This is a genomic window from Ponticoccus litoralis (genome assembly GCF_039769985.1).
Classification (GTDB): Bacteria; Pseudomonadota; Alphaproteobacteria; order Rhodobacterales; family Rhodobacteraceae; genus Ponticoccus; species Ponticoccus litoralis.
Genome location: NZ_JBDNCH010000002.1, coordinates 521,809 through 541,908, shown reverse-complemented (window position 1 = coordinate 541,908; position 20,100 = coordinate 521,809). Strand labels below are relative to the sequence as shown.

18 protein-coding genes, 1 tRNA gene, 1 other RNA gene and 2 pseudogenes are annotated in these 20,100 nt (G+C 69.5%); 13 read left to right on the top strand and 9 right to left on the bottom strand.

Annotated elements, in window-relative coordinates:
• Positions 1-6: 6 nt before the first annotated feature.
• The 6 genes and pseudogenes from ABFB10_RS03595 to ABFB10_RS03570 all read left to right on the top strand — a co-directional run bounded on the left by ABFB10_RS03595 (position 7) and on the right by ABFB10_RS03570 (position 5,127).
• The gene (locus tag ABFB10_RS03595; RefSeq protein ID WP_347167924.1) at positions 7-192 is read left to right on the top strand and encodes a DNA gyrase inhibitor YacG; all 186 of its coding nucleotides are present in this window, start codon (positions 7-9) and stop codon (positions 190-192) included.
• Positions 189-1,436 carry an aminotransferase class V-fold PLP-dependent enzyme gene (locus ABFB10_RS03590; protein WP_347167923.1) on the top strand — a complete coding sequence of 416 codons (1,248 nt, stop codon included), beginning with the start codon at positions 189-191 and terminating at the stop codon, positions 1,434-1,436. Before ABFB10_RS03595 ends, ABFB10_RS03590 begins: the two co-directional genes overlap by 4 nt.
• A 411-nt stretch (positions 1,437-1,847) precedes the next feature.
• The gene (locus ABFB10_RS03585) at positions 1,848-2,585 is read left to right on the top strand and encodes a 5-oxoprolinase subunit B family protein (protein ID WP_347165448.1); all 738 of its coding nucleotides are present in this window, start codon (positions 1,848-1,850) and stop codon (positions 2,583-2,585) included.
• Between the two features lie 43 nt (positions 2,586-2,628).
• Positions 2,629-3,411: pseudogene (locus ABFB10_RS03580) on the top strand (5-oxoprolinase subunit C family protein); the annotation flags it as partial.
• Positions 3,412-3,634: 223 nt separating this feature from the next.
• On the top strand, positions 3,635-4,414 hold the full coding sequence (locus ABFB10_RS03575; RefSeq protein ID WP_347165446.1) for a LamB/YcsF family protein: 780 nt from the start codon (positions 3,635-3,637) through the stop codon (positions 4,412-4,414).
• A 236-nt stretch (positions 4,415-4,650) separates the two neighbouring features.
• Positions 4,651-5,127 carry a Fur family transcriptional regulator gene (locus ABFB10_RS03570; protein ID WP_206565127.1) on the top strand — a complete coding sequence of 159 codons (477 nt, stop codon included), beginning with the start codon at positions 4,651-4,653 and terminating at the stop codon, positions 5,125-5,127.
• A 280-nt stretch (positions 5,128-5,407) separates the two neighbouring features.
• Here the strand turns inward: ABFB10_RS03570 and ABFB10_RS03565 are convergent.
• Positions 5,408-5,491: transfer RNA gene (locus tag ABFB10_RS03565), tRNA-Tyr, on the bottom strand.
• Positions 5,492-5,620: 129 nt separating this feature from the next.
• Here ABFB10_RS03565 and rlmB point away from each other — a divergent pair.
• The 7 genes and pseudogenes from rlmB (at position 5,621) to ABFB10_RS03530 (ending at position 10,595) form a co-directional block, all read left to right on the top strand.
• Positions 5,621-6,398 (top strand): annotated as a pseudogene (rlmB, locus tag ABFB10_RS03560) (23S rRNA (guanosine(2251)-2'-O)-methyltransferase RlmB).
• Positions 6,399-6,407: 9 nt separating this feature from the next.
• Entirely contained in the window at positions 6,408-6,734 is a 327-nt protein-coding gene (locus ABFB10_RS03555; RefSeq protein WP_347165445.1) for a hypothetical protein, read from the top strand.
• Positions 6,735-6,861: 127 nt separating this feature from the next.
• On the top strand, positions 6,862-7,989 hold the full coding sequence (gene ribB / locus ABFB10_RS03550; RefSeq protein WP_347165443.1) for a 3,4-dihydroxy-2-butanone-4-phosphate synthase: 1,128 nt from the start codon (positions 6,862-6,864) through the stop codon (positions 7,987-7,989).
• Positions 7,989-8,540 carry a 6,7-dimethyl-8-ribityllumazine synthase gene (locus ABFB10_RS03545; RefSeq protein WP_347165441.1) on the top strand — a complete coding sequence of 184 codons (552 nt, stop codon included), beginning with the start codon at positions 7,989-7,991 and terminating at the stop codon, positions 8,538-8,540. Before ribB ends, ABFB10_RS03545 begins: the two co-directional genes overlap by 1 nt.
• The gene (gene nusB, locus ABFB10_RS03540) at positions 8,537-9,010 is read left to right on the top strand and encodes a transcription antitermination factor NusB (RefSeq protein ID WP_347165440.1); all 474 of its coding nucleotides are present in this window, start codon (positions 8,537-8,539) and stop codon (positions 9,008-9,010) included. The genes ABFB10_RS03545 and nusB overlap by 4 nt, the downstream gene beginning before the upstream one ends.
• A gap of 115 nt (positions 9,011-9,125) precedes the next feature.
• Positions 9,126-10,028 carry a mechanosensitive ion channel family protein gene (locus tag ABFB10_RS03535; protein WP_347165438.1) on the top strand — a complete coding sequence of 301 codons (903 nt, stop codon included), beginning with the start codon at positions 9,126-9,128 and terminating at the stop codon, positions 10,026-10,028.
• A 291-nt stretch (positions 10,029-10,319) separates the two neighbouring features.
• Complete coding sequence (locus tag ABFB10_RS03530) at positions 10,320-10,595, top strand: hypothetical protein (RefSeq protein ID WP_430522988.1); 276 nt, start codon at positions 10,320-10,322, stop codon at positions 10,593-10,595.
• 56 nt (positions 10,596-10,651) lie between these two features.
• Here the strand turns inward: ABFB10_RS03530 and ssrS are convergent.
• From ssrS to ABFB10_RS03495, 8 genes are all read right to left on the bottom strand, one after another.
• Positions 10,652-10,808: non-coding RNA, 6S RNA (ssrS, locus tag ABFB10_RS23965), on the bottom strand.
• Between the two features lie 226 nt (positions 10,809-11,034).
• Complete coding sequence (gene cydX / locus ABFB10_RS03525) at positions 11,035-11,175, bottom strand: cytochrome bd-I oxidase subunit CydX (protein WP_347165437.1); 141 nt, start codon at positions 11,173-11,175, stop codon at positions 11,035-11,037.
• An 11-nt stretch (positions 11,176-11,186) separates the two neighbouring features.
• A complete protein-coding gene (gene cydB / locus ABFB10_RS03520; RefSeq protein WP_347165435.1) occupies positions 11,187-12,350 on the bottom strand; it encodes a cytochrome d ubiquinol oxidase subunit II in 1,164 nt (387 codons plus the stop codon).
• 6 nt (positions 12,351-12,356) lie between these two features.
• Complete coding sequence (locus ABFB10_RS03515; RefSeq protein ID WP_347165434.1) at positions 12,357-13,967, bottom strand: cytochrome ubiquinol oxidase subunit I; 1,611 nt, start codon at positions 13,965-13,967, stop codon at positions 12,357-12,359.
• Between the two features lie 515 nt (positions 13,968-14,482).
• Positions 14,483-16,822: a DEAD/DEAH box helicase gene (locus ABFB10_RS03510; protein WP_347165432.1), complete on the bottom strand. Its 2,340-nt coding sequence runs from the start codon at positions 16,820-16,822 to the stop codon at positions 14,483-14,485.
• 213 nt (positions 16,823-17,035) lie between these two features.
• On the bottom strand, positions 17,036-17,887 hold the full coding sequence (locus tag ABFB10_RS03505; protein ID WP_347165430.1) for a shikimate dehydrogenase family protein: 852 nt from the start codon (positions 17,885-17,887) through the stop codon (positions 17,036-17,038).
• Positions 17,884-19,401 (bottom strand): tripartite tricarboxylate transporter permease, encoded by a 1,518-nt coding sequence (locus ABFB10_RS03500; protein ID WP_347165428.1) that lies wholly within the window; start codon positions 19,399-19,401, stop codon positions 17,884-17,886. The genes ABFB10_RS03505 and ABFB10_RS03500 overlap by 4 nt, the downstream gene beginning before the upstream one ends.
• Complete coding sequence (locus tag ABFB10_RS03495; protein WP_347165427.1) at positions 19,401-19,976, bottom strand: tripartite tricarboxylate transporter TctB family protein; 576 nt, start codon at positions 19,974-19,976, stop codon at positions 19,401-19,403. Before ABFB10_RS03495 ends, ABFB10_RS03500 begins: the two co-directional genes overlap by 1 nt.
• Positions 19,977-20,100: the final 124 nt, after the last annotated feature.

The window sequence follows — 20,100 nt, the reverse complement described above, 5'->3', positions numbered from 1 at the left end:
GCTGCTGTGAGCTGCCCGATCTGCCAGCGCAAGACCGTGACCGAATTCCGCCCCTTCTGCTCGAAGCGCTGCGCGGACGTCGACCTCGCACGCTGGATGACGGGCAGCTATGCCATCCCCTCGGACGATCCCGAAGACATGGAAGAGGCGGCAGAGGCCGTCCTTCGCGAAGAACAAAGGAAACCGCATTGACCTTCTCCCCCGAGCTGCTGTCCGAGATCCGTTCGCGCTTTGCCCACGTCGGCACATGCCCCTTCACCGGCCCGCGGGTCTTCTTCGAGAACGCCGGCGGCGCACTGACGCTGAACGCGGTGGTCGAGACCTCGGCGCTTTTCGCCGCGATCCCCGACAACCAGGGCCGTGACAATCCCGCCGCCAAGGCCCTGCAAGAGGTCATCGACGGCGCCCGCGCCGATGTGGCCGAGTTCTTCAACGCCGAGGGCGGCAAGGTGCTGTTTGGCGAGAGCGGTACGGAACTGCTGTTCCGCCTGATCCGCGACGCCTGCCTCGGCGCGCGCCCCGGCCCGGTGCTGGGCTCGACGCTGGAACACCCCGCCTCGCGCAGCGCCGCCGCGCGCTGGTCGGCGCAGGCGGGCCGCGAACACGTGCTGATCAAGCACGACGACGCCACCGGCACCGTCTCGGCAGAGGCCTACGCGGCCAAGGTCACCAAGGACACCGCCGTGGCGACCATCCTGCACACCTCGCCGGTGACCGGCATGGGCATGGATCTGGCCGCCATCACCGGGGCGATCCGCGCCACGGCGCCGGACGCGCTGATCATCGTGGACGGCATCCAGCACGCCTGCCACGGCGGCATCGACCTCGAGGCGGCGGATGTGGACGGCTACGTGATCTCGCCCTACAAGGTCTTCTCGCGCCACGGCTACGGCATCGCATGGGCCTCGGACCGGCTGACCGCGCTGGCCCATGACGCGCTGATCGGCGCGCCCGAGGGGCAGTGGGAACTGGGCACCCGCGACACCGGCGCCTATGCCACCTTCCGCGAGGTGGTGGCCTATTTCGACTGGCTGGGTGGAGAGGTCTCGGACGAGACCGGCCGCCGCGCCCGGATCGAGGCGGCGGGCCGCGCGATCCACGACCACGAGGCGGCGCTGGCACAGATGATGGTGCATGGGGTGGACAATCTCGCCGGTCTCGCCAGCCTGCCCGGCGTCCATATCGTCGGCGGCGCCGACAATGCGGCGCGCGAAGGCCTCGTGAGCTTCTGGAAAGAGGGCGTGCCCTCGCCGCAGATCGTCACCGCCCTGAACGAGGCGGGCATCCGCACCCATACCCGCAAGGCCGACCACTACTCGGGCAACGTGCTGGAGCCGCTGGGGCAGGCCGACTGCATCCGCGTCTCCATGGCACATTACAACAGCGCCGACGAGGTCCGCGCCTTCCTGACGGCGATGCAGCAGATCGCCGCCTGATCGCAGGGCAGGGCGCGCCGCGCAACAGGCAGAGCCCGGGCGGGGCCAGGCGCCGCGCCCGGGCCTCCGCTGCCCCGCAGCGGGCCCCGCCCCCCGCGGGCCCGCGGGCATGCGGCACCCACACAGGCGAAGACAACCGGCATCCCACCGCCCGGCAAGGCGCCATCCCCCGCTTCTTTGGTCTCGAAATACCTCGGGGGGCCGCAGGCCGGGGGCAGAGCCCCCTTCCACCTCCGCCGCCCGGAGGGCCAGCCCACATCCGCGCGGAACGCCCAGCAGCCTGCCGCTCCCCCGCACCGGCAGCACCGAAATCGACACCCGGACCGGTGCCCCTCAACCACCACCTCTCGCACCAACCCAACCCGGACCCGCCCTCTGGACAGCCCCGCCGCCCCGTGATCCCCTGACCGCATGACTGCCGCCGACAGATTCCCGCGCATCGATCCCCTCGGCCTCGACGGGGTGCTCGTGCGGTTTGCCGATACCTTGACCGAGCCCGCCAACCGCGCCGCGCTGGCCTTCCGAGCGGCGCTCGAGCGCGATCCGCCGGAGGCCGTCGAAGAGGTCTCGACCGCGCTGGTCTCCACCCAGCTGCGCTTCGATCCGCTGCACCTGCCGCTGGAGCGGCTGACGGCAGAGCTGCGCCAGCGGCTCGCCGCGCAGGACTGGTACGCCGCGCCGCTGCCGGAGGGGAGACAGCTCCTGCACATCCCCACGCTCTACGGCACCGAGCGCGCCCCGCAACTGGCCGAGGCCGCCGCGCTTGCGGGCCTGTCCCGGGCCGAGGCCATCGACCAGCTGGCGCGGGCGCCGCTGCGGGTGACGACCATCGGCTTCGCGCCGGGCCAGCCCTATCTCGGCACATTGCCCGAGGCCCGGGACATCCCGCGCCAGACTGGCCTGACACCGCAGGTGCCGGTGGGCGCGCTGGTGGTGGCGATCCGGCAGATGGTGCTGTTCTCGGTCTCCACCCCCACCGGCTGGCGCCATGTCGGGCAGACCCATGTCCGCCTCTTTCGCCCCGGGACGGCGAAGCCCTTCCTGCTGCGCCCCGGCGACGCGGTGCGTTTTCCCGCCATCGACCGCGCCGCCTTCGAGGCCATGGGGGCGGTCGGAAAGGACGGCATCACAGCCGAGCCGCTGACATGACCGCGCCGGGCACAGCCTCGCCAGGCCACCGGAAGCACGGGGCATGAGCGTGCTGGAAGTCCTTTCGAGCCGGGCCGGGGTCACCCTGCAGGATGCGGGCCGCCCGGGCTACCTTGCGCAGGGCCTGTCGCGGGGCGGCGCGCTGGACCGGCTGGCCCTTGCCGAGGGCGCGGCGCTGCTGCGCCAGCCCCCGGGCGCGGCGCTGGAAATGATCGGCATGGGCGGGCGCTTTCGGGCCGGGGTGCCGCTGCGGATCGCCCTGACCGGCGCGCCGATGCGGGCCTCGGTGGATGGCGCGCCGCTCGCGTGGAACGCCTCGCATGCGCTGCCCGCCGGGGCGGTGCTGCGCATCGACGGCGGCGGCACGGGCACCTGCGGCATGCTCACCCTCGGCGGCGGCTTCGACCTGCCCTTGGTGCTGGGGGCGGTCTCGGCCCATCTGGCGGCGGGGCTGGGGCGGGCGCTCGAGGCCGGGGACCACCTGCCGCTGGCCCCCGACCGGGGCGGGCCGACGGGGCTTTGCCTGCCGCCCGACGACCGCTTCGGCGGCGGTACGCTGCGCGTCCTGCCCGGCCTGCAGACCGAACTCTTTCCCGAAGCCGAGCGCGCCCGCTTCGAGGCCGAGACCTTCACCCGTGACGCCCGCGGCAACCGCATGGGCGTGCGCCTGACACCGGCGGGCGGCGGCTTTGGCCTGTCCTCGGGCCAGAGCATCCTCTCCGAGGCCATCACCCCCGGCGACCTCCAGATCCCCGGCGACGGCGCGCCCTACCTCTTGCTGGCGGAATGCCAGACCACCGGGGGTTACCCGCGCATCGGCACGGTGATTCCCGCCGACCTGCCGCGCGCGGCGCAGGCCGGGCCCGGCGCCCGGCTGCGCTTCCGCTTCGTCACCCGCCCCGAGGCGCTGGAGGCCGAGGCGCGCCTGCGCCGCCACCTGGCCGCGCTGCCGGGGCTGGCAACGCCGCTGGTCCGCCATCCGCGCGACGTGCCGGACCTCCTGACCCATACCCTGATCAGCGGCGTCACGGTACCGGAGAGGAGCTGTCATGAAAACCGTCGACCTGAACGCCGACATGGGCGAGAGCTTTGGCCCCCGGGTGATGGGGCAGGACGCGGCCCTGCTCGAGGTGGTGACCTCCGCCAATGTCGCCTGCGGGCTGCACGCGGGCGATCCGGACGTCATGGCGGCGACCATGTCCGGGGCCGTGGCCCGGGGCGTGGGCATCGGCGCACACCCGGGCTTTGCCGACCTGCAGGGCTTTGGCCGCCGCCGCATTCACCTGCCAGAGGCCACGCTGCGCCATCTCGTGCAGTACCAGCTGGGCGCCGCGCAGGCCATGGCGCGGGCCTCGGGCGGCAGGGTGCGTCACCTGAAGCTGCACGGCGCCCTGTCCAACATGGCCTCCGAGGACGAGGGGCTGGCGCGCGCCTGCTACGGTGCCGCCCGGGAGGTCGCGCCGGAGGTCATCGTCATGGTTCTGGCGGCGACGGCGCAACAGCGCGCGGCAGAGGCCCTGAACTGCCCCCGGGCGGGCGAGATCTTCGCCGACCGGGCCTATAACGCCGACGCCACGCTGGTCGACCGCAGCCGCCCGGGCGCGGTGATCCACGACCCCGAAGAGGCCGCGACCCGGGTCGTCCGCATGGTCCGCGCGGGCGCGATCCTGCCAGACGAGGGCGCGCCGATCCCCGCCCCGGTGGACACCGTCTGCCTGCACGGCGACGGCGCCACGGCACTGGCCATCGCCCGCGCGGTCCGGGCGCGGCTCGAAGCAGAGGGCATCACGCTTGCCGCCTTCTCCGGTCGCCGGGGGCGCTTCGCCTGAGGCCCGCACTGCCCCGGGGCTTCTCTGGTCCTGCAAATACCTCATCGCGCCGTCGCAACGGGGGCCACGTGCGGCGCAAGCCCCGCCCGCGGCCCGGGGCGGCAGCGGGGGTTTGGGGGCCTCGCCCCCAAGAGGGGATGCGCGCCGCAGGCGCACCGCGGGATCGGGCCCGGCCTTGTCGACGCCCCTGTTAAGCGGTTATGGTGTTATACTGTATCGCAAGGGAAGGGGCCGCCATGCTTCAGGGATTCGAGCAGCACGATCACGGGACCTGCATCGCCGACGCGATGCGGGCCGCCGAGGACACCTGCTCCGAAAAGGGCCTGCAATTCACCCCGGTGCGGCGCCGCGCGCTCGAGGTGCTGCTGGAAGAGCACCGCGCGCTGGGGGCCTACGAGGTGCTGGACCGGCTGCGCGAGGGCGGCTTCGGTTCGCAGCCGCCGGTGGCCTACCGGGCGCTGGACTTCCTCGTGGCGAACGGGCTGGCGCATCGGGTCGAACGGCTGAACGCCTTCATCGCCTGCGGTCGCCCCGGAGAGCGCCACGCCCCCTGTTTCCTGATCTGCACCGCCTGCGACACGGTGGTCGAGGCGCCGGGCCGCGCCGCCACGGCGGCGGTGCGCGAGGCCGGGGCAGAGGTCGGTTTCGCGGTCGAGCGGGTGGCGGTCGAGGCTCTGGGCCTCTGCCGCGCCTGCCGCGAAGCCGCCGCCTGACCCCGGCGCGCGCCGCCGTCCCCGAAGCCGCGCGGCCAGCCTGCGCGCGTCCCGGAGCGGGGCCTTCATCCAGTTGCAGCTGACCGGGTCGGCAGCGGCCCTCCCGTGATCCGGGATTGAGACCGCCCGACCCCGGCATTGCCCGGCTGACCGGCTTGCTGTCTGCCTCTGAAAAGGGGGGCATGGCGCCACCTGGGCAGGACGCTGGGGGGCAAGGATGACACCCGCGCGGCCTATACGGCGCGGTTTCATCATGATTTCAATGCTATGTCTGATAGAATGGTGGGCGACCCTGGAATCGAACCAGGCGTGAGTCGCCTCGAGGGAGTTACAGTCCCCTGCCACACCTTGCGGCCTGTCGCCCACCGGGCGCCGGGACTTGCCCGGCGTGGGGGGTCATTACAGGGGGGCAATTTCCCCGTCAACCGGAAATTCTCTTGGCAAAGCGCCTCTTTCGATGCGAAGGCATGGGTCCGGCGAAAAGGGTCTGATCATGGCGAAGAAACCGAAATGGGTGGTCGAGAAGGAACAGGCGAAAAAAGCCTCGGCGGCAGAGACCGTCTGGCTGTTCGGCCTGCATGCGGTGCGCGACGCGCTGATGAACCCCCGGCGCGAGAAGCTGCGCCTGATTCTGACCCCGAATGCCGCCGACAAGCTGGCCGAGGCCGTCACCGCCGCAGGCATCGAGCCCGAGATTCCAGGACCCGCGCCGCTTCAAGGCTCCGCTGGACCCGAACTCGGTCCATCAGGGCGCCGCGCTGGAGGTCAGGCCGCTGGACTGGGGGCGGCTGGAGGATGTGGCCATCGCCAGCGAGGGTGCCCTGCGGCTGGTGCTTCTGGACCGCGTCACCGACCCGCATAACGTCGGCGCCATCCTGCGCTCGGCCGAGGTCTTCGGCGCGCAGGCGGTGATCGGCACGCGCCACCACGCCGCGCCGGAAACCGGCGCGCTGGCCAAGACCGCAAGCGGCGCGCTGGAGCGTCAGCCCTACCTGCGCGAACGCAACCTTGCCGATACCATCGTGGCCCTGCAGGGCATGGGCTATCTGGTGCTGGGCCTCGACGGCGAGGCCGAGGTGACCATCGAAGAGGCGCTGGAAGGCCGCCGCGCCGATCCGGTCGCGCTGGTGCTGGGGGCCGAGGGGCCGGGCCTGCGTCCGAAGACCAAGGAAACCGTGGATCGCCTTGTGCGCATCGATTTCTCCGGCGGCTTCGGCTCGCTGAATGTCTCGAATGCCGCTGCCGTTGCGCTCTATGCCGCGCGCGCCTAGATCGGGGTGATGCAGACCCGGATAGCAACCTGCTGTTACTGCGGCACCCGCGCCGCGCTGGTGCTGGAAGGCGCGGTGCAGCACGAACTGGCCTGCGCCTCCTGCGGGGCACCGCTGAGCCGGATGAAGAACCTCAAGACCGGCGCCGACAAACCGCGCCGGGGCAGGGCGCCCGTGGCAAAGGCCGCGAAACGCCCGAAGTCTCCCGCCGACGAGTTCCTGCGCGCGCTGGAGGGGCGGAACAAGAAGAAATCCCGCAAGAAAAAGTCCAGGAAGGGGCTGGTGCAGCGGTTCTTCGACGAAGCCTTCGACGTGATCGAGGATATCTTCGACTGATCCCCGCGCCGGGGCGGCACCGTTTTTTGCCCCATGCATAGCCTCTGTGCCGGTCGCTGACCGCTGTTGCCTCTGGCCTTCGCGCGCCGGGTGGCGTATCTGCGCTGCCAAACCTAGCGGAGGCCCCATGGCAGAGTACGAGACCCCCGGCCAAGTCGAAGAAAGCTGGAGCGACGCAATCTCTTCGGTGGAGGAGATTATCGAGGACGCGCGCAACGGGCGCATGTTCATCCTTGTCGACCACGAGGACCGCGAGAACGAGGGTGACCTCGTGATCCCCGCGCAATGGGCGACGCCGGACACGATCAACTTCATGGCGCTCTACGGGCGCGGGCTGATCTGCCTGTCGATGACCGAAGAGCGCATCGGCGAACTGGGCCTGCAACTGATGTCGACGAACAACTCGTCGCGTCATGAAACCGCCTTCACCACCTCGATCGAGGCGCGCGAGGGCATTTCGACCGGCATTTCCGCCGCGGACCGGGCGCGCACCGTCGCCACGGCCATCGATGCCAGCAAGGGGGCGCAGGACATCGCGACCCCGGGCCACGTCTTCCCGCTGCGCGCCCGCAAGGGCGGCGTGCTGGTCCGCGCCGGTCACACAGAGGCCGCGGTCGACGTCGCGCGCCTTGCCGGGCTGAACCCGGCGGGCGTGATCTGCGAGATCATGAACGACGACGGGTCGATGGCGCGGCTGCCGGAACTGGTGGCCTTCTCGCAGAAACACGGGCTGAAGATCGGCACCATCAGCGACCTCATCGCCTACCGCCGCCGCAACGACAACCTCGTGCGGGTACGCAGCGAAGAGACGGTGCAATCCGAGTTCGGCGGCGAGTGGCAGATGAAGATCTACACCGACGAAAGCCATGGTGACGAGCATATCGTGCTGATCAAGGGCGATGTTTCCGGCGATGCGCCGGTGCTGGTGCGGATGCACGCGCTTGACCCGATGCTGGACGTCGTGGGCACCGGACCCAAGGGCCGCTCTGGCGAGTTTGCCGCGGCGATGCAGGCCGTGGCGGACGAAGGCCGCGGCGTCGTGGTCCTGCTGCGCGACACCTCGATGAAGCTGGACGCGCACGAAGGCGTGTCGCCCAAGACCCTGCGGCAATATGGGCTTGGCGCGCAGATCCTGTCGTCGCTGGGGCTGTCGAAGCTGGTGCTGCTGACCAATTCGCCCTCGCCGAAGATTGTCGGCCTCGACGCCTACGGGCTGGAGATCACCGGCACCCGCAAGATCTCGGAGCTGGGCTGATGGCGTCGAACGAAGAGCACTACACGCTGCCGCGCGCGGCATTCGACAAGCCCGTGAAGGTGCTGATCGTCGTGGCGCCCTATTACAAGGCCATCGCCGATGAGATGGTGAAGGGTGCGCAGGCGGAAATCGAGGCTTCGGGCGGCTCGCACGAGACCATCGAGGTGCCCGGCGCGCTGGAAATCCCCAGCGCCATCGGCATCGCCGAGCGGCTGTCGAACTTCGACGCCTATGTGGCCTTGGGCTGCGTGATCCGGGGCGAGACGACCCATTACGACACGGTCTGCAACGATTCCTCGCGGGCGATCACGCTGCTGGGGCTTCAGGGGCTGTGCATCGGCAACGGAATCCTCACGGTCGAAAACTACGAACAGGCCCGGGTCCGGGCCGAATCGCAGGGCCAGAACAAGGGCGGCGGCGCCGCTGCGGCTGCGCTGCACCTGCTGGCGATCACGCGGCAATTCGGCGCGGACCGCAAGGGTGTCGGCTTTCGCGCAACACCCGACGAGCTGAAGATCGCGGGCGAGGGGAAAGGGCCGGCCACCGCATGAGCCAGATTTCGGGCAACCAGAGGCGCAAGATGAAGTCCGCCTCGCGGCTTTATGCCGTGCAGGCGCTGTTCCAGATGGAGCATTCCAGTCAGAGCGCCGACAAGGTGCGGGGTGAGTTCCTCGAACACCGCTTCGGCGCGGTGACGCCCGAGGGCGACGAGATGCTGGACGGCGATATTCCCCTGTTCACGAAGATCCTGAACGAGGTCGTGAACTGGCAGGCGAAGATCGACCAGATGACCGACCGCGCCATCGTGGCGAAGTGGAAGATCGACCGGATCGACCCGACCCTGCGGGCGCTGTTCCGTGCGGCGGGGGCAGAGCTGGTGGCCACCGACACGCCGCCGAAGGTGGTTATCGTGGAATATGTCGAGGTCGCTGCCGCCTTCTTCCCCGAGGGGCGCGAGCCGAAGTTCGTGAACGCCGTGCTCGACCACATGGCCCGCGAGGCAAAGCCCGAGGCATTCTGACGCGGCGCCCGCCCGGTGCGCCTGCCACGCAGGACGGACCGCAGGCGGGGCACCGCGCCCCCGCGCCCTGCCGGGCCGCGTGGAACCCGGGACGGTTTGTCGCGTTCATCCGGGGATGGATGAAATCGACGCGCTGCTGCCGGGCGATGTGACCGGCACCCTGACCGATCAGCTGACCTTCTGGGTCGAGGGGGCGGTCGCCGCCGGGCCCCGGCTGGGCGTGGCGATCCTTGTCCTGACGGTCACGGCGCTGGTCGCCTGGCTCTTTCGCGGCGTTCTGGATCGGGTCGGGCGCCGGGCGCGCTTCCGGCGCAACCTGGTCGATGTGCTCAAGCTGATGTCGAATACGACGATCTGGCTGCTGGGCATCCTGATGGCACTGACGGTGGTCTTTCCGACGATCACCCCGGGCAAGGCCCTGACCACGCTGGGGCTGGGGTCGGTGGCCATCGGTTTCGCCTTCAAGGACACCTTCGAGAACTTCCTTGCGGGTATCCTGATCCTGCTGCGCGAACCCTTCCAGATGGGCGATTTCATCGAATGCGAGGGCGCCGAGGGCAAGATCGAGCGCATCACGATCCGCGACACCCACATCCGCCAGACCGACGGGCAGCTTGTCGTCGTGCCGAATGCGCAGCTGTTCCACAACCCAGTGACGGTGCGCACCAACCAGGAGGTGCGGCGCACCTCGATTGTCTGCGGCGTGGCCTATGGCGAGGACATCGACCGCGCCCGCGCCGTGATCTACAAGGCGGTCCGGGAGGTGGACCTTGTGCGCGACGACGTGCGCGACGTGCAGGTCTTCGCCATGGCCTTCGGCGCCAGTTCCATCGACTTCGAGATCGCGTGGTGGACCGGCTCGCTGCCGGTGGACATCCGCCGCTCTCGCGACAAGGTGGTGGCGGCGATCAAGCGGGCGCTCGACGAGGAGGGGATCGAGATCCCCTTTCCCTACCGCACGCTCACCTTCAAGGAGCCTCTGGCGCTGCACCGGCGCGAGGAGGCGGACGATGGCTGAGGCAGCTGTCTGCCACCGGCACCGGGGAGGCGCGCCAGAGCTGGTCCTGCGCCACCATATGCCACACCCCGAACCCGGTGGACCGCGCTTGCATTTGACCGGGGTTGTCATATTCTGACTATGGAATGACAAAGCGGTTCGGGCGCAACCCGGGACAGGCAGAGCCGTCCGGCCCCCGGCGTTCACGGGGCACTCGTGTCACGGGACGGCCCCGGGAAGACCCGAAACGCAGTGGGAGCCTCGCCATGCCGCGCCTGATCCGGTTGTACATCCTGCAAACACTCGCGGGCTTTGCCCTGTCGGCGGTCTTCGTCGGCATATTGCTGTGGTTCAACGTGGCGAGATCTGCGCCACCTGATCGGCGGCAGCGACATCGGGCTTCTGGCCCTCTTCCTGCTGTGGCTGTTCAACGGGATCGTCTTTGGCGGCGTGCAGTTCGGCATTGCGATCATGCGCATGGCCCGAAGCGACAGCGGCAGCGGCGGGCGACGCCAGCCGCTGGCACAGCCGGTGCGGGCCGAAAGCCCGGCTCGCCCGCGCCGTCGCGACTTGCTGCGCCGTCTCTGACCGGAAATGCGAAAGGACCCCCGCGCCGGGTGGCACGGGGGTCCTTTATCGCAGCGGCGGGAACCGCAGCGACCGTATGGGTGACGCATTCCCGAGGACCTGTATATACAGGTGGGCGCCGGGTAACTGGACCACGGCCCAATCAGAGCCAGCTCCCTCGGATTTGCTTAAGGCCACCGGAATGTACCCGTGTAACGAGAAGAGCAGAACCCGCCGCTGACGGAGGTATGGCGGCAGGCGGGTTTTGACAAGGGGGCCGGGGGAATTGTCGGGGCCGGGCGCGATCCCCTGCCGCCGGCTGGGTCTACCGCGCCCCTTCCGTTGCCCGCATCCGCTTGCGGTATCCGACGGCCAGGGGCGCCCCGGGTCGGGCATGCGGTGGGTCGGTGGCGGGGACGCTGCCGGTGCGGCCTGACGACGGCACCGGCAGCGTCAGGCGTCAGTCCTGATCGAAGCCCCGATCCTCGGCGTCGGCCTCGGCGGCGATGGCGGCGTCGGTGCGCAGCTCCAGCCACATGGCGTTCATGACGGCGAAGAGGGCGGCGAGCGGGAGGCCGAGAAGCCAGGCGAAATACCACATGGCCTGTCCTTTCAGTAAAGCGTTTCGGAATTGCCGGTGACGTCGTCCTCGGTCACCTTGCCCCAGAGGACGCGGTAGACCCAGGCCGTGTACATCAGGATCAGCGGCAGGAAGATCGCCGTGCAGACCAGCATGATGAACAGCGTCAGGTGCGAGGAGGAGGCGTCCCAGACCGTCAGCGAACTGTTCGGGTCGACGGTCGAGGGCAGGATGAAGGGGAACATCGTCAGCCCGACCGAGGAGATCACGCCAAGGATGCCCAGTTTCGAGAACAACAGGGTCGAAACCTCGCGCCCCGCCTTCAGCCCCAGGATCGCCAGCGCCATGCCCGCAAAGCCCATGATCGGCGCCACCATGATCCAGGGCCGCGCGCCATAGGCATCCAGCCAGGACCCGCCGCGCACCACCTCGGACAGCAGCGGGTTCGACGGCCCGTCTGTCACCACCTCGCCAGCGAAGGCGAAGCCCTCGACGCCCATGGCCAGCCACAGTCCTGCCAGCGCGTAGCCGCCCGCCGCGATCAGCCCCGCCTTCACGCCGATGGCACGGGCGCGGTCCTTGACCGGCCCCTCGGCCTTGACCGAGAGCCACGCGGCGCCGTGCATCAGCAGCATCGAGATCGAAACCACCCCGCAGAGCAGCGCGAAGGGCCGCAAGAGACCGATGAACTTGCCAAGGAACGACCCGTCGTAGCGCGCCATCAGGTCCGGCGTCAGGTGGAAGGGCACGCCCAGAAGCACATTGCCCACCGCCACGCCGAAGAGCGTCGCGGGCACCGCGCCGCCCGCAAACAGCGCCCAGTCCCAGCGTTCGCGCCAGACCGGGTCCTCGCGCTTGGACCGGTACTTGAAGGCCACCGGGCGCACGATCAGCGCTGCGAGGATCACGAACATCGCAAGGTAGAAACCGCTGAACGACACCGCGTAAAGCGGCGGCCAGGCGGCGAAGATCGCCCCGCCGCCGAGGATGAACCAGACCTGATTGCCTTCCCAGACCGGGCCGACGGTGTTGATCGCCACGCGGCGCTCGACATCCGTCCCGGCCACGAAGGGCAGCAGCGCGCCGACCCCCATGTCGAAGCCGTCGGTCAGCGCGAAGCCGATCAGCAGCAGGCCCACGAGGACCCACCAGATCACCCGCAGCGTTTCGAAGTCGATAAGCTCAGAGAGGATCATGGCCGGTCACTCCGCAGGGTTGGCGATGGGGGTCACGGTGCCCGCGCTGCGCAGGCGCGCCTCGTGGCGGCGCTGCCAGTCGTCGGTTTCGTCGACGTCCTGAAACGGGCCCTTGCGGATGTATTTCACCATCAGCCGGACCTCGATCACGAAGAGCACGGTGTAGAAGAGCATGAAGCCCGCAAGCGTGAAAAGCAGGTCCGCGATGGTCAGGTGCGAGGCCGACATGGCCGTGGGCAACAGCCCCGAGACCGTCCAGGGCTGGCGCCCGAACTCGGCCACGAACCAGCCCATCTCGGCGGCGATCCACGGCATGGGGATCCATGCCACGGCGCCCCAGAGCAGCCAGCGCGGATAGTGCCCGCCCCTGAAGGAGGTCAGCCAGAAGAAGGCCGCCGTCAGCACGATGAAGCTGACGCCGAGGCCCACCATGATGCGGAAGGCCCAGAACAGCGGCGGCACATGGGGCACCGTATCCCATGCGGCCTGCGCGATCTGCTCTTCGCTGGCTTCGCGCGGGTCGTCGACATAGCGCTTCAGCAGGAAGGCATAGCCGAGGTCCATGGAGTTCTGCTCGAAGCGGAAGCGCGCCTCGGAGGGGGCCGCGTCGCGTTCTTCGCGGATGGTCATCAGCGCGTCATAGGCGATGATGCCGCGCCGCACGCGGCCCTCGTTCTCGGCCACCAGATCCTTGATGCCGGTGATTTCCTCGGTCAGGCTGCGGGTGCCGATCAGCCCCATGACCCAGGGGATCTCGACCGCGTAATGGGTTTCCCGCGCCTCCTGGTCGGGGAAGCCCACCAGCGTGAAGGGGGCGGGGGCCTCATGCGTGTCCCACATCGCCTCGATGGCGGCGAGCTTCATCTTCTGCACCTGCCCGGTGGCATAGCCGCTCTCGTCGCCCAGCACGACGACGGAGAGCGCCGAGGCGAGGCCGAAGGCCGAGGCCACCGCGATGGACCGCCGCGCGAGGTCGGTGAAGCGCCCCTGCAACAGATACAGCGACGAGATCCCCAGCACGAAGATCGAGGCGGTGACATAGCCCGCCGAGACGGTGTGCACGAATTTCGACTGGGCGACCTCATTGAAGAGCACCGCGAAGAAATCGGTCATCTCCATGCGCATGGTGTCGGGATTGAATTCCGCGCCGACCGGGTTGTTCATCCAGCCGTTGGCGATCAGGATCCACAGCGCCGAGAAGTTCGACCCGATGGCCACCAGCCAGGCCACGACGCAATGCGCGACCTTCGACAGCTTGTCCCAGCCGAAGAAGAAGAGGCCCACGAAGGTGGCCTCGAGGAAGAAGGCCATCAGCCCCTCGATTGCCGGGGGCGCGCCGAAGACGTCGCCGACGTAGTGGCTGTAGTAGGACCAGTTCATGCCGAACTGGAACTCCATCGTGATGCCGGTGGCGACGCCGAGCACGAAGTTGATGCCGAAGAGGGTGCCCCAGAACTTCGTCATCTGCCGCCAGATCGGGCGGTTCGTCATGACGTAGACGGTTTCCATGATCGCCACGAGGATCGACAGACCCAGTGTCAGCGGCACGAAGAGGAAGTGGTACATGGCGGTCATCGCGAACTGCAGGCGCGACAATTCCACAAGGCCGATTTCCATCACGAAAGCTCCTTTTTCAGGCTGTGACGGTTTGTGTCTTGGCTGCGGTATATTCTGACTCGCAGATACCCCTATATTACAGCGCAATCCGCCGGACCGCCGCGCGCGATTTGTCACGGCGGGGCTGTGTCCGGTGCAGGGCGCGGTTCCGGGGGGCGTTGGCGCAGAGGGGCTCTGCCCCCGGCCCTGAAGGGCCTCCCCCGAGGTATTTGTCGGACCAAAGAAGCGGGGGGCGTCGGTTCGCGGGGCAATCCCGAGGGCCCGGGTCTTCGGCGGGGCCTTGGTGCGGGTGTCTGGGAAGAGGGGCGGGCCCGGGCCGGGGCAGGCGGGGCAGACGGGACTTGGGCAGGCGGGGCCCGGGCGCAGGGGCACAGCGCTCGGGCACAGGGCCGGGGCGGATGGCGCCCCGGGTGGCAGCACGGCGCACTGGGTCTTCGGGTCAGATCAGCGGCGTGCCGTGAGAGCGGTGGCGCGCTTCGGGCCATCGAGGGGGCCCGAAGCGCGCGGGGTGCCGGTCAGTCGCGGGGCTTGCCGCGCCGGGGCGTTTCGAAACCGCCCTCGCGGCGGGGGCCGGGTTTGCCAGCACCCGCGGGGCTGTGCTTGCCCTTCACCGGTTTGCCGCCGCCCGGCTTGGCCTTCTTGCGCAGCGAGACGCTGGGGTCGGTGCTGCCGGGGCGGCCCTTGGGTTTCTCTGACCCGGTCTTGTGGTCCGGGCGTCCGGCATCGCTGCGCGGCTTGCGCGGGCGGTCCTCGCCATCCTTGCCGAAGGATTTGCCGTCGCGCTTGCCAAAGGGCCGGTCGCCGTCTCCACGCTTGCCGAAGGGCTTGCCGTCGCGTTTGCCGAAGGGGCGGTCGCCGTCGTCACGCTTGCCGAAGGGTTTGCCGTCCTTCTTGCCGAAAGGCCGGTCGCCGTCGGGTTTGCGGAACGGCTTGTCGCCGTCCTTGCGCTTGCCGTAGGGCTTGTCGCCGCCCTTGCGGTCGAACGTCCGGTCGCCGTCCTCGCGTTTGGCATAGGGTTTCCTGGCGGGGCGTTCGGCGCCGTCCTCGCGGCCCGAGGGACGGTCGCCGCGCCCGGAGGGGCGGCTGTCGTCGGATCCGGACCACACCGGCTTGGTCGCGGGGCCGTCCTCGCGTGCCTCGCGGCGCGGGCGGGCGGGGCGATCCTCGCGCGGCGCGCGTTCGGGACGCGGGCCACGATCCGGGCGCGGGCCACGGTCGGGGCGGGGGCCACGGGGGCCACCGTCGCGCGGGCCACTGTCGCGGGGCTTGCGCTGCGGCAGATCGGGCACGCCGTCGAACAGCCGGGCCGAGACCTCGTCCTCCAGTGCGCCATCGGGGCCGAGGCTGGCCATGAAGCTGTCGACCACCGGTTCGGACAGCTCCACGTAGGTCTCCTTGTCGGTCACGCGGATCGCGCCGATGGCATTCTTGTCGAGGTTGCCCGCGCGGCACAGCAGCGGCAGCAGCCAGCGCGCCTCGGCGCGGTTGTCGCGGCCCACCGACAGGGCGATCCAGCGGCTGGGGCCGAAATCGCGCGGCTCTTTCCTGGGTGCCCGCTCGCCCGGCGCGCGCAGCTCTTCCGGCGCGGCGTGGTTCTGTTCGTGCAGGCGCAGGAAGGCCGTGGCCACGGCGGCGGGACCGAAGGCTTCGAGCAGCCGCTCGCCCAGGGCCGCCTGTTCCTCTGTCGCGCCGTGGTTCCAGGCCGGATCGGCCATCAGCCGCGCCTCGTCGGCCTCGCGGATCGCGGCGGGAGAGGGGGCCTCGACCCAGTCGGCGGTGATCTTGGCCCATTTGAGCAGGCGGGTGGCCTTGCCCATGGCCTTGGGGGTGACCATCAGGATCGAGATGCCCTTGCGGCCTGCGCGCCCGGTCCGGCCCGAGCGGTGCAGCAGGCTTTCGGTGTTCATCGGCAGGTCGGCGTGGATCACGAGGCTGAGGTTCGGCAGGTCGATGCCGCGCGCCGCCACGTCGGTGGCCACGCAGACCCGGGCCCGCCCGTCGCGCATCGCCTGAAGCGCGTGGGTGCGTTCCGCCTGGCTGAGCTCGCCCGACAGGCTGACGGCGGCAAGGCCGCGGTTCGCCAGCCGCGCGGCGAGGTGGTTCACCTGCGCGCGGGTGTTGGCGAAGACGATGGCATTGCCGTCGTGGTGAAAGCGCAGGAGGTTGAAGATCGCCGGTTCGACGTCCTGCTGCGCCACGCGCATCGCCTGGTAGGTGATGTCGCTGTGCTGCTCGCGGGTGTCGATGGTGCTGATGCGCTGTGCGTCGCGCTGGAAGGTCTGAGCCAGCTTCAGGATGGTCGGCGGCACGGTGGCCGAGAACAGCAGGGTGCGGCGCGTCTCGGGCGCTTCGCCGAGGATGAATTCGAGGTCCTCGCGGAAGCCCGGGTCGAGCATCTCGTCGGCCTCGTCCAGCACGACGGCGCGCAGGCCCGAAAGGTCGAGCGCGCCGCGCTCGATATGGTCGCGCAGGCGGCCCGGGGTGCCGACGACGATATGGGCGCCGCGCTCCAGCGCGCGCCGTTCGGTGCGGGCGTCCATGCCGCCGATGCAGGAGGTCACCAGCGCGCGGGTCTGGCCGTAGAGCCACATCAGTTCCTGCCGCACCTGCACGGCGAGTTCACGGGTGGGGGCGATGATCAGCGCCAGCGGCTCGGCGGCGGGGCCGAAGTGGTGGGCCTCGTCCAGCAGTGTCGGCGCGATGGCAAGGCCGAAGCCCACGGTCTTGCCCGATCCGGTCTGGGCCGAGACCAGCAGGTCGGCCTGTGCCAGTTCGGGGGCGATCACGGCCTCCTGCACGGGGGTGAGGGTTTCGTAACCGCGCTCGGACAGCGCTGCGGAAAGGGGAGGAAGCATCGGGAGGGGGGTATCCATGGCAGAGGGCGGCGAACCCGGCGCGCGGCGCGCGCGGGCGCAAGCCATGGCTCTTACGCCAAGGCGGCGCCGGAGTATACAGCGAATTCGCGACGGATTGCCACGGGGGTGGCAGCTGTCCCTGCGCGGCGGGTGTGGTGGGGGGAAGCCCGTTCGAACGGGCTTTGTCAAAGGCGCTTCGAAGCGCCTTTGACCTCAGGCCTCGGCAGGGGCGTCCAGAAGCGACCGGCGCAGGGCCGCTTCGTCCAGCGGCAGACCAGCGAAATGCGCCCAGGCGTGCACACCCTGGTAGAAGAACAGCTCGTAGCCCGAAATGACGGTCAGACCGGCCCGCGCCGCATCGCCCAGGAAGGGAGTGTCGACCGGCGTATAGACCGCGTCGAAGCACCATGTGGCGCCGGTCAGGGCCTGCGCCTCGATGGGGGTGCCTTCGTAGCCGACCATGCCGACCGGCGTGCAGTTGATGATCCCGTCCGCGCCGCGCGCCGCGGCTTCGGCGGTTGCCGCCACTGTCACGCGCAGGCCGGGGCTTGCGGCCCGAAGCTCTGCCGCCATGGTCTGGGCCTTGGCCGCGTCGCGGTCCACCAGCCGGATCTCTGCCGCGCCCATCGACGCCAGCGCGAAGGCCACGGCGCGGCCCACGCCGCCGGTGCCGATCAGGCAGACCGTGCCGGGGGCGGTATCGCCGCGCAGGCCCCGGTAGGCTGCGGTGAAACCGCTGTAATCGGTGTTGAAGCCCCGGGGCCCCTCGGGGCCGAAGAGCACCGTGTTCACCGCCCCGATGGCACGGACCAGCGGGTCCTCCACCGTGACCTTCTTCGCCGCACGTTCCTTGTAGGGATAAGTCACGTTGATGCCGCGATAGCCGCGCGCCGCGCAGGCGTCGAAGACGCTGTCGAACGTCTCTCCCATGTCCTTGGGGACCAGCCTGTCGTAGCGCACGGTCTTGCCGTTCTGCGCCCCCGCGAGGCGGTGCAGCAGCGGTGTGCGCGAGCGGGCGATATTGTCGCCGATCAGGCCAAGCAGCAGGTCGGGCGTGTCATTCATGGTCTGGGTCCTTCCGTCTGGCCGAAGAGCCGGGCCTTGCCCCAGCGCCACACCGGCGTCTGCGACACGAAGATCAGGATCACCGAGATCAGCAGAGCCAGCGAGAGCGGGCTGCCGAGGATGCCCTCGAAGAAGCGGCCCAGGTCCTCGCGTTCCGAGATGATCGCCCGGCGCCAGTTGTCGTCCAGGAGGCGCGAGAGGATCACGCCAAGGATCACCGGCCCCAGCGGGTAACCGTAGTGCCGCATGAAATAGCCGAAGACGCCGAAGCCCAGCATCCAGTAGACATCCGCCACCGCGTTGTTCACCGCGTAGGCGCCGACGATGGACAGCAGCATGATCAGCGGGATCAGGGCGCTGCGCGGCATTTCGACGATCTTCGTGAACAGCTTGATCCCGGTCAGGCCGAAGAGCAGCATGAAGCAGTTGGCCATGATCAGGCAACCGACGATGAACCAGAACATGTCGGGCTGGTCGATCATCAGCATCGGGCCGGGGTTCAGCCCGTGGATGAAGAGCGCGCCGATCATGATGGCGGTCACCGCGTCGCCGGGAATGCCCAGCGTCATCATCGGGATGAAGGCCCCGCCCACGGCCGAGTTGTTGGCGGCTTCGGGGGCCACCAGCCCCTCTATCGCGCCCTCGCCGAAGGGGCGTTCGGGGTCTTTCGTCACGCGTTTGGCGTGGTCGTAGGCCATCAGCGCCGCGATGTCGCCGCCGGTGCCGGGCAGGGCGCCGATGACCACGCCGATGGTCGAGGTCTGGAGGCTGAGCGGCAGGTGCTTGCGGACCGTGGCCAGCGAGGGCAGGATGCGGCTGATCTTCTGCCGGACGGCGGATTTGTCGACGTGGTGCAGCTGCAACAGCGCCTCGGAGACGCCGAACATGCCGATCATGACCGCGATGAAGGAGATCCCGCCCTCCATCAGTTGCAGGTCGAAGGTGAAGCGTTCGGTGAAGGTCAGCGGGTCGCGGTAGGCGCAGCCGATGCCGATCCCCAGCGCACCGGCGAAGATGCCCTTGGTCAGCGACCCCTGCGACAGCGAGCCGACCAGCAGGATGCCGAGCACCGCCAGCAGCATGTAGTCGCGCGGCTGGAACCGGAGCGCGAAGTCCGAGACCATGGGGGCGGCCAGCGCCAGCACGCCGATGCCCACGAAGCCGCCGATGAAGCTCATGACGGTGGTGACGCCGATGGCGGTGCCCGCCTCGCCGCGCTGCGCCATGGGGTAGCCGTCCAGCGCCGTGGCGATGGCCGAGGGCGCGCCGGGGATGTTCAGCAGGATCGCCGTGCGCGAGCCGCCGTAGACGCCGCCCATGTAGATGCCGATCATCAGCGAGATCGCCGGGTAGACATCCCAGGAGAAGGTGAAGGAGATCAGGATCGACACCGCCATGGTCACCGACAGGCCGGGGATCGCGCCGATATAGATGCCCGCGAAGGTGCCCAGACCCACCAGCAGCAGCAGCTGCGGCTGGGTGACGACGGTGAGGGTGTTCATCAGCGCGTCCATCAGGCCTCTCCTCCGGCGGTCAGGGTGCGGAAGAATTGCAGCAGTTCCGCCTCGGGCAGGATGCCGGAGGGCATGAGCACGGAAAAGACGATGCGGAAGACCAGCCAGATCAGCAGCAGGCTGCCCAGCGAGACCGCCAGCGTCCAGCCCCAGCCGCGCCGGCCCAGGATCCTGATCGCGGTGATCAGGAACAGCGCCGAGGTCGGCAGGAAGCCCAGCGGGCGCAGCAAGAGGCCGTAGGCGATCAGCAGCGCGGCGAAGAGCATGACCACCGGCGGCAGGATATCCTTCAGCACCGTTTCGGAGCGGTCCTTCGGCAGGCGCGCGGTCTGGACCAGCACCAGCCCGGCGCTGAGCAGCATGACGAAGGTCGCGGCCACCGGGATGGCCCGCGGCGAGGACAGGCCGTTGGGGCCGAAGCTGTTCTCGATCCCCCAGGCATCGAACAGCAGGAAGGCGCTGGCGCCGGTCAGGACGGCGGCAAAGAGCAGCTCTCCGGGGCGGCGCTTTCCGGGCTCTCCGCCCGGCGTGGCATCGGAGGTGCCGTCGTGGTGGTCGGGGTCGAGGTGCTGCATGGATGCCTCCCTGTGCATCTGCAAGTGCGGCCTTCGGGGAAATCCGGGCGGGGCTTGCCGGAAGGTCGCTGCCATGGGCTGGCGGGTGTCGGAACGCACGCGGTCCTGGTCTGGCGAGAGCGGT

What these genes read in the sequence shown, in the direction of transcription:
- ABFB10_RS03585 (WP_347165448.1), top strand. Translation starts at nt 1,848, where the DNA reads ATGACTGCCGCCGACAGATTCCCGCGCATCGATCCCCTCGGCCTCGAC.
- ABFB10_RS03575 (WP_347165446.1), top strand. Translation starts at nt 3,635, where the DNA reads ATGAAAACCGTCGACCTGAACGCCGACATGGGCGAGAGCTTTGGCCCC.
- ABFB10_RS03570 (WP_206565127.1), top strand. Translation starts at nt 4,651, where the DNA reads ATGCTTCAGGGATTCGAGCAGCACGATCACGGGACCTGCATCGCCGAC.
- ABFB10_RS03555 (WP_347165445.1), top strand. Translation starts at nt 6,408, where the DNA reads ATGCAGACCCGGATAGCAACCTGCTGTTACTGCGGCACCCGCGCCGCG.
- ribB (WP_347165443.1), top strand. Translation starts at nt 6,862, where the DNA reads ATGGCAGAGTACGAGACCCCCGGCCAAGTCGAAGAAAGCTGGAGCGAC.
- ABFB10_RS03545 (WP_347165441.1), top strand. Translation starts at nt 7,989, where the DNA reads ATGGCGTCGAACGAAGAGCACTACACGCTGCCGCGCGCGGCATTCGAC.
- nusB (WP_347165440.1), top strand. Translation starts at nt 8,537, where the DNA reads ATGAGCCAGATTTCGGGCAACCAGAGGCGCAAGATGAAGTCCGCCTCG.
- ABFB10_RS03535 (WP_347165438.1), top strand. Translation starts at nt 9,126, where the DNA reads ATGGATGAAATCGACGCGCTGCTGCCGGGCGATGTGACCGGCACCCTG.
- cydX (WP_347165437.1), bottom strand. Translation starts at nt 11,175, where the DNA reads ATGTGGTATTTCGCCTGGCTTCTCGGCCTCCCGCTCGCCGCCCTCTTC.
- cydB (WP_347165435.1), bottom strand. Translation starts at nt 12,350, where the DNA reads ATGATCCTCTCTGAGCTTATCGACTTCGAAACGCTGCGGGTGATCTGG.
- ABFB10_RS03515 (WP_347165434.1), bottom strand. Translation starts at nt 13,967, where the DNA reads ATGGAAATCGGCCTTGTGGAATTGTCGCGCCTGCAGTTCGCGATGACC.
- ABFB10_RS03510 (WP_347165432.1), bottom strand. Translation starts at nt 16,822, where the DNA reads ATGCTTCCTCCCCTTTCCGCAGCGCTGTCCGAGCGCGGTTACGAAACC.
- ABFB10_RS03505 (WP_347165430.1), bottom strand. Translation starts at nt 17,887, where the DNA reads ATGAATGACACGCCCGACCTGCTGCTTGGCCTGATCGGCGACAATATC.
- ABFB10_RS03500 (WP_347165428.1), bottom strand. Translation starts at nt 19,401, where the DNA reads ATGGACGCGCTGATGAACACCCTCACCGTCGTCACCCAGCCGCAGCTG.
- ABFB10_RS03495 (WP_347165427.1), bottom strand. Translation starts at nt 19,976, where the DNA reads ATGCAGCACCTCGACCCCGACCACCACGACGGCACCTCCGATGCCACG.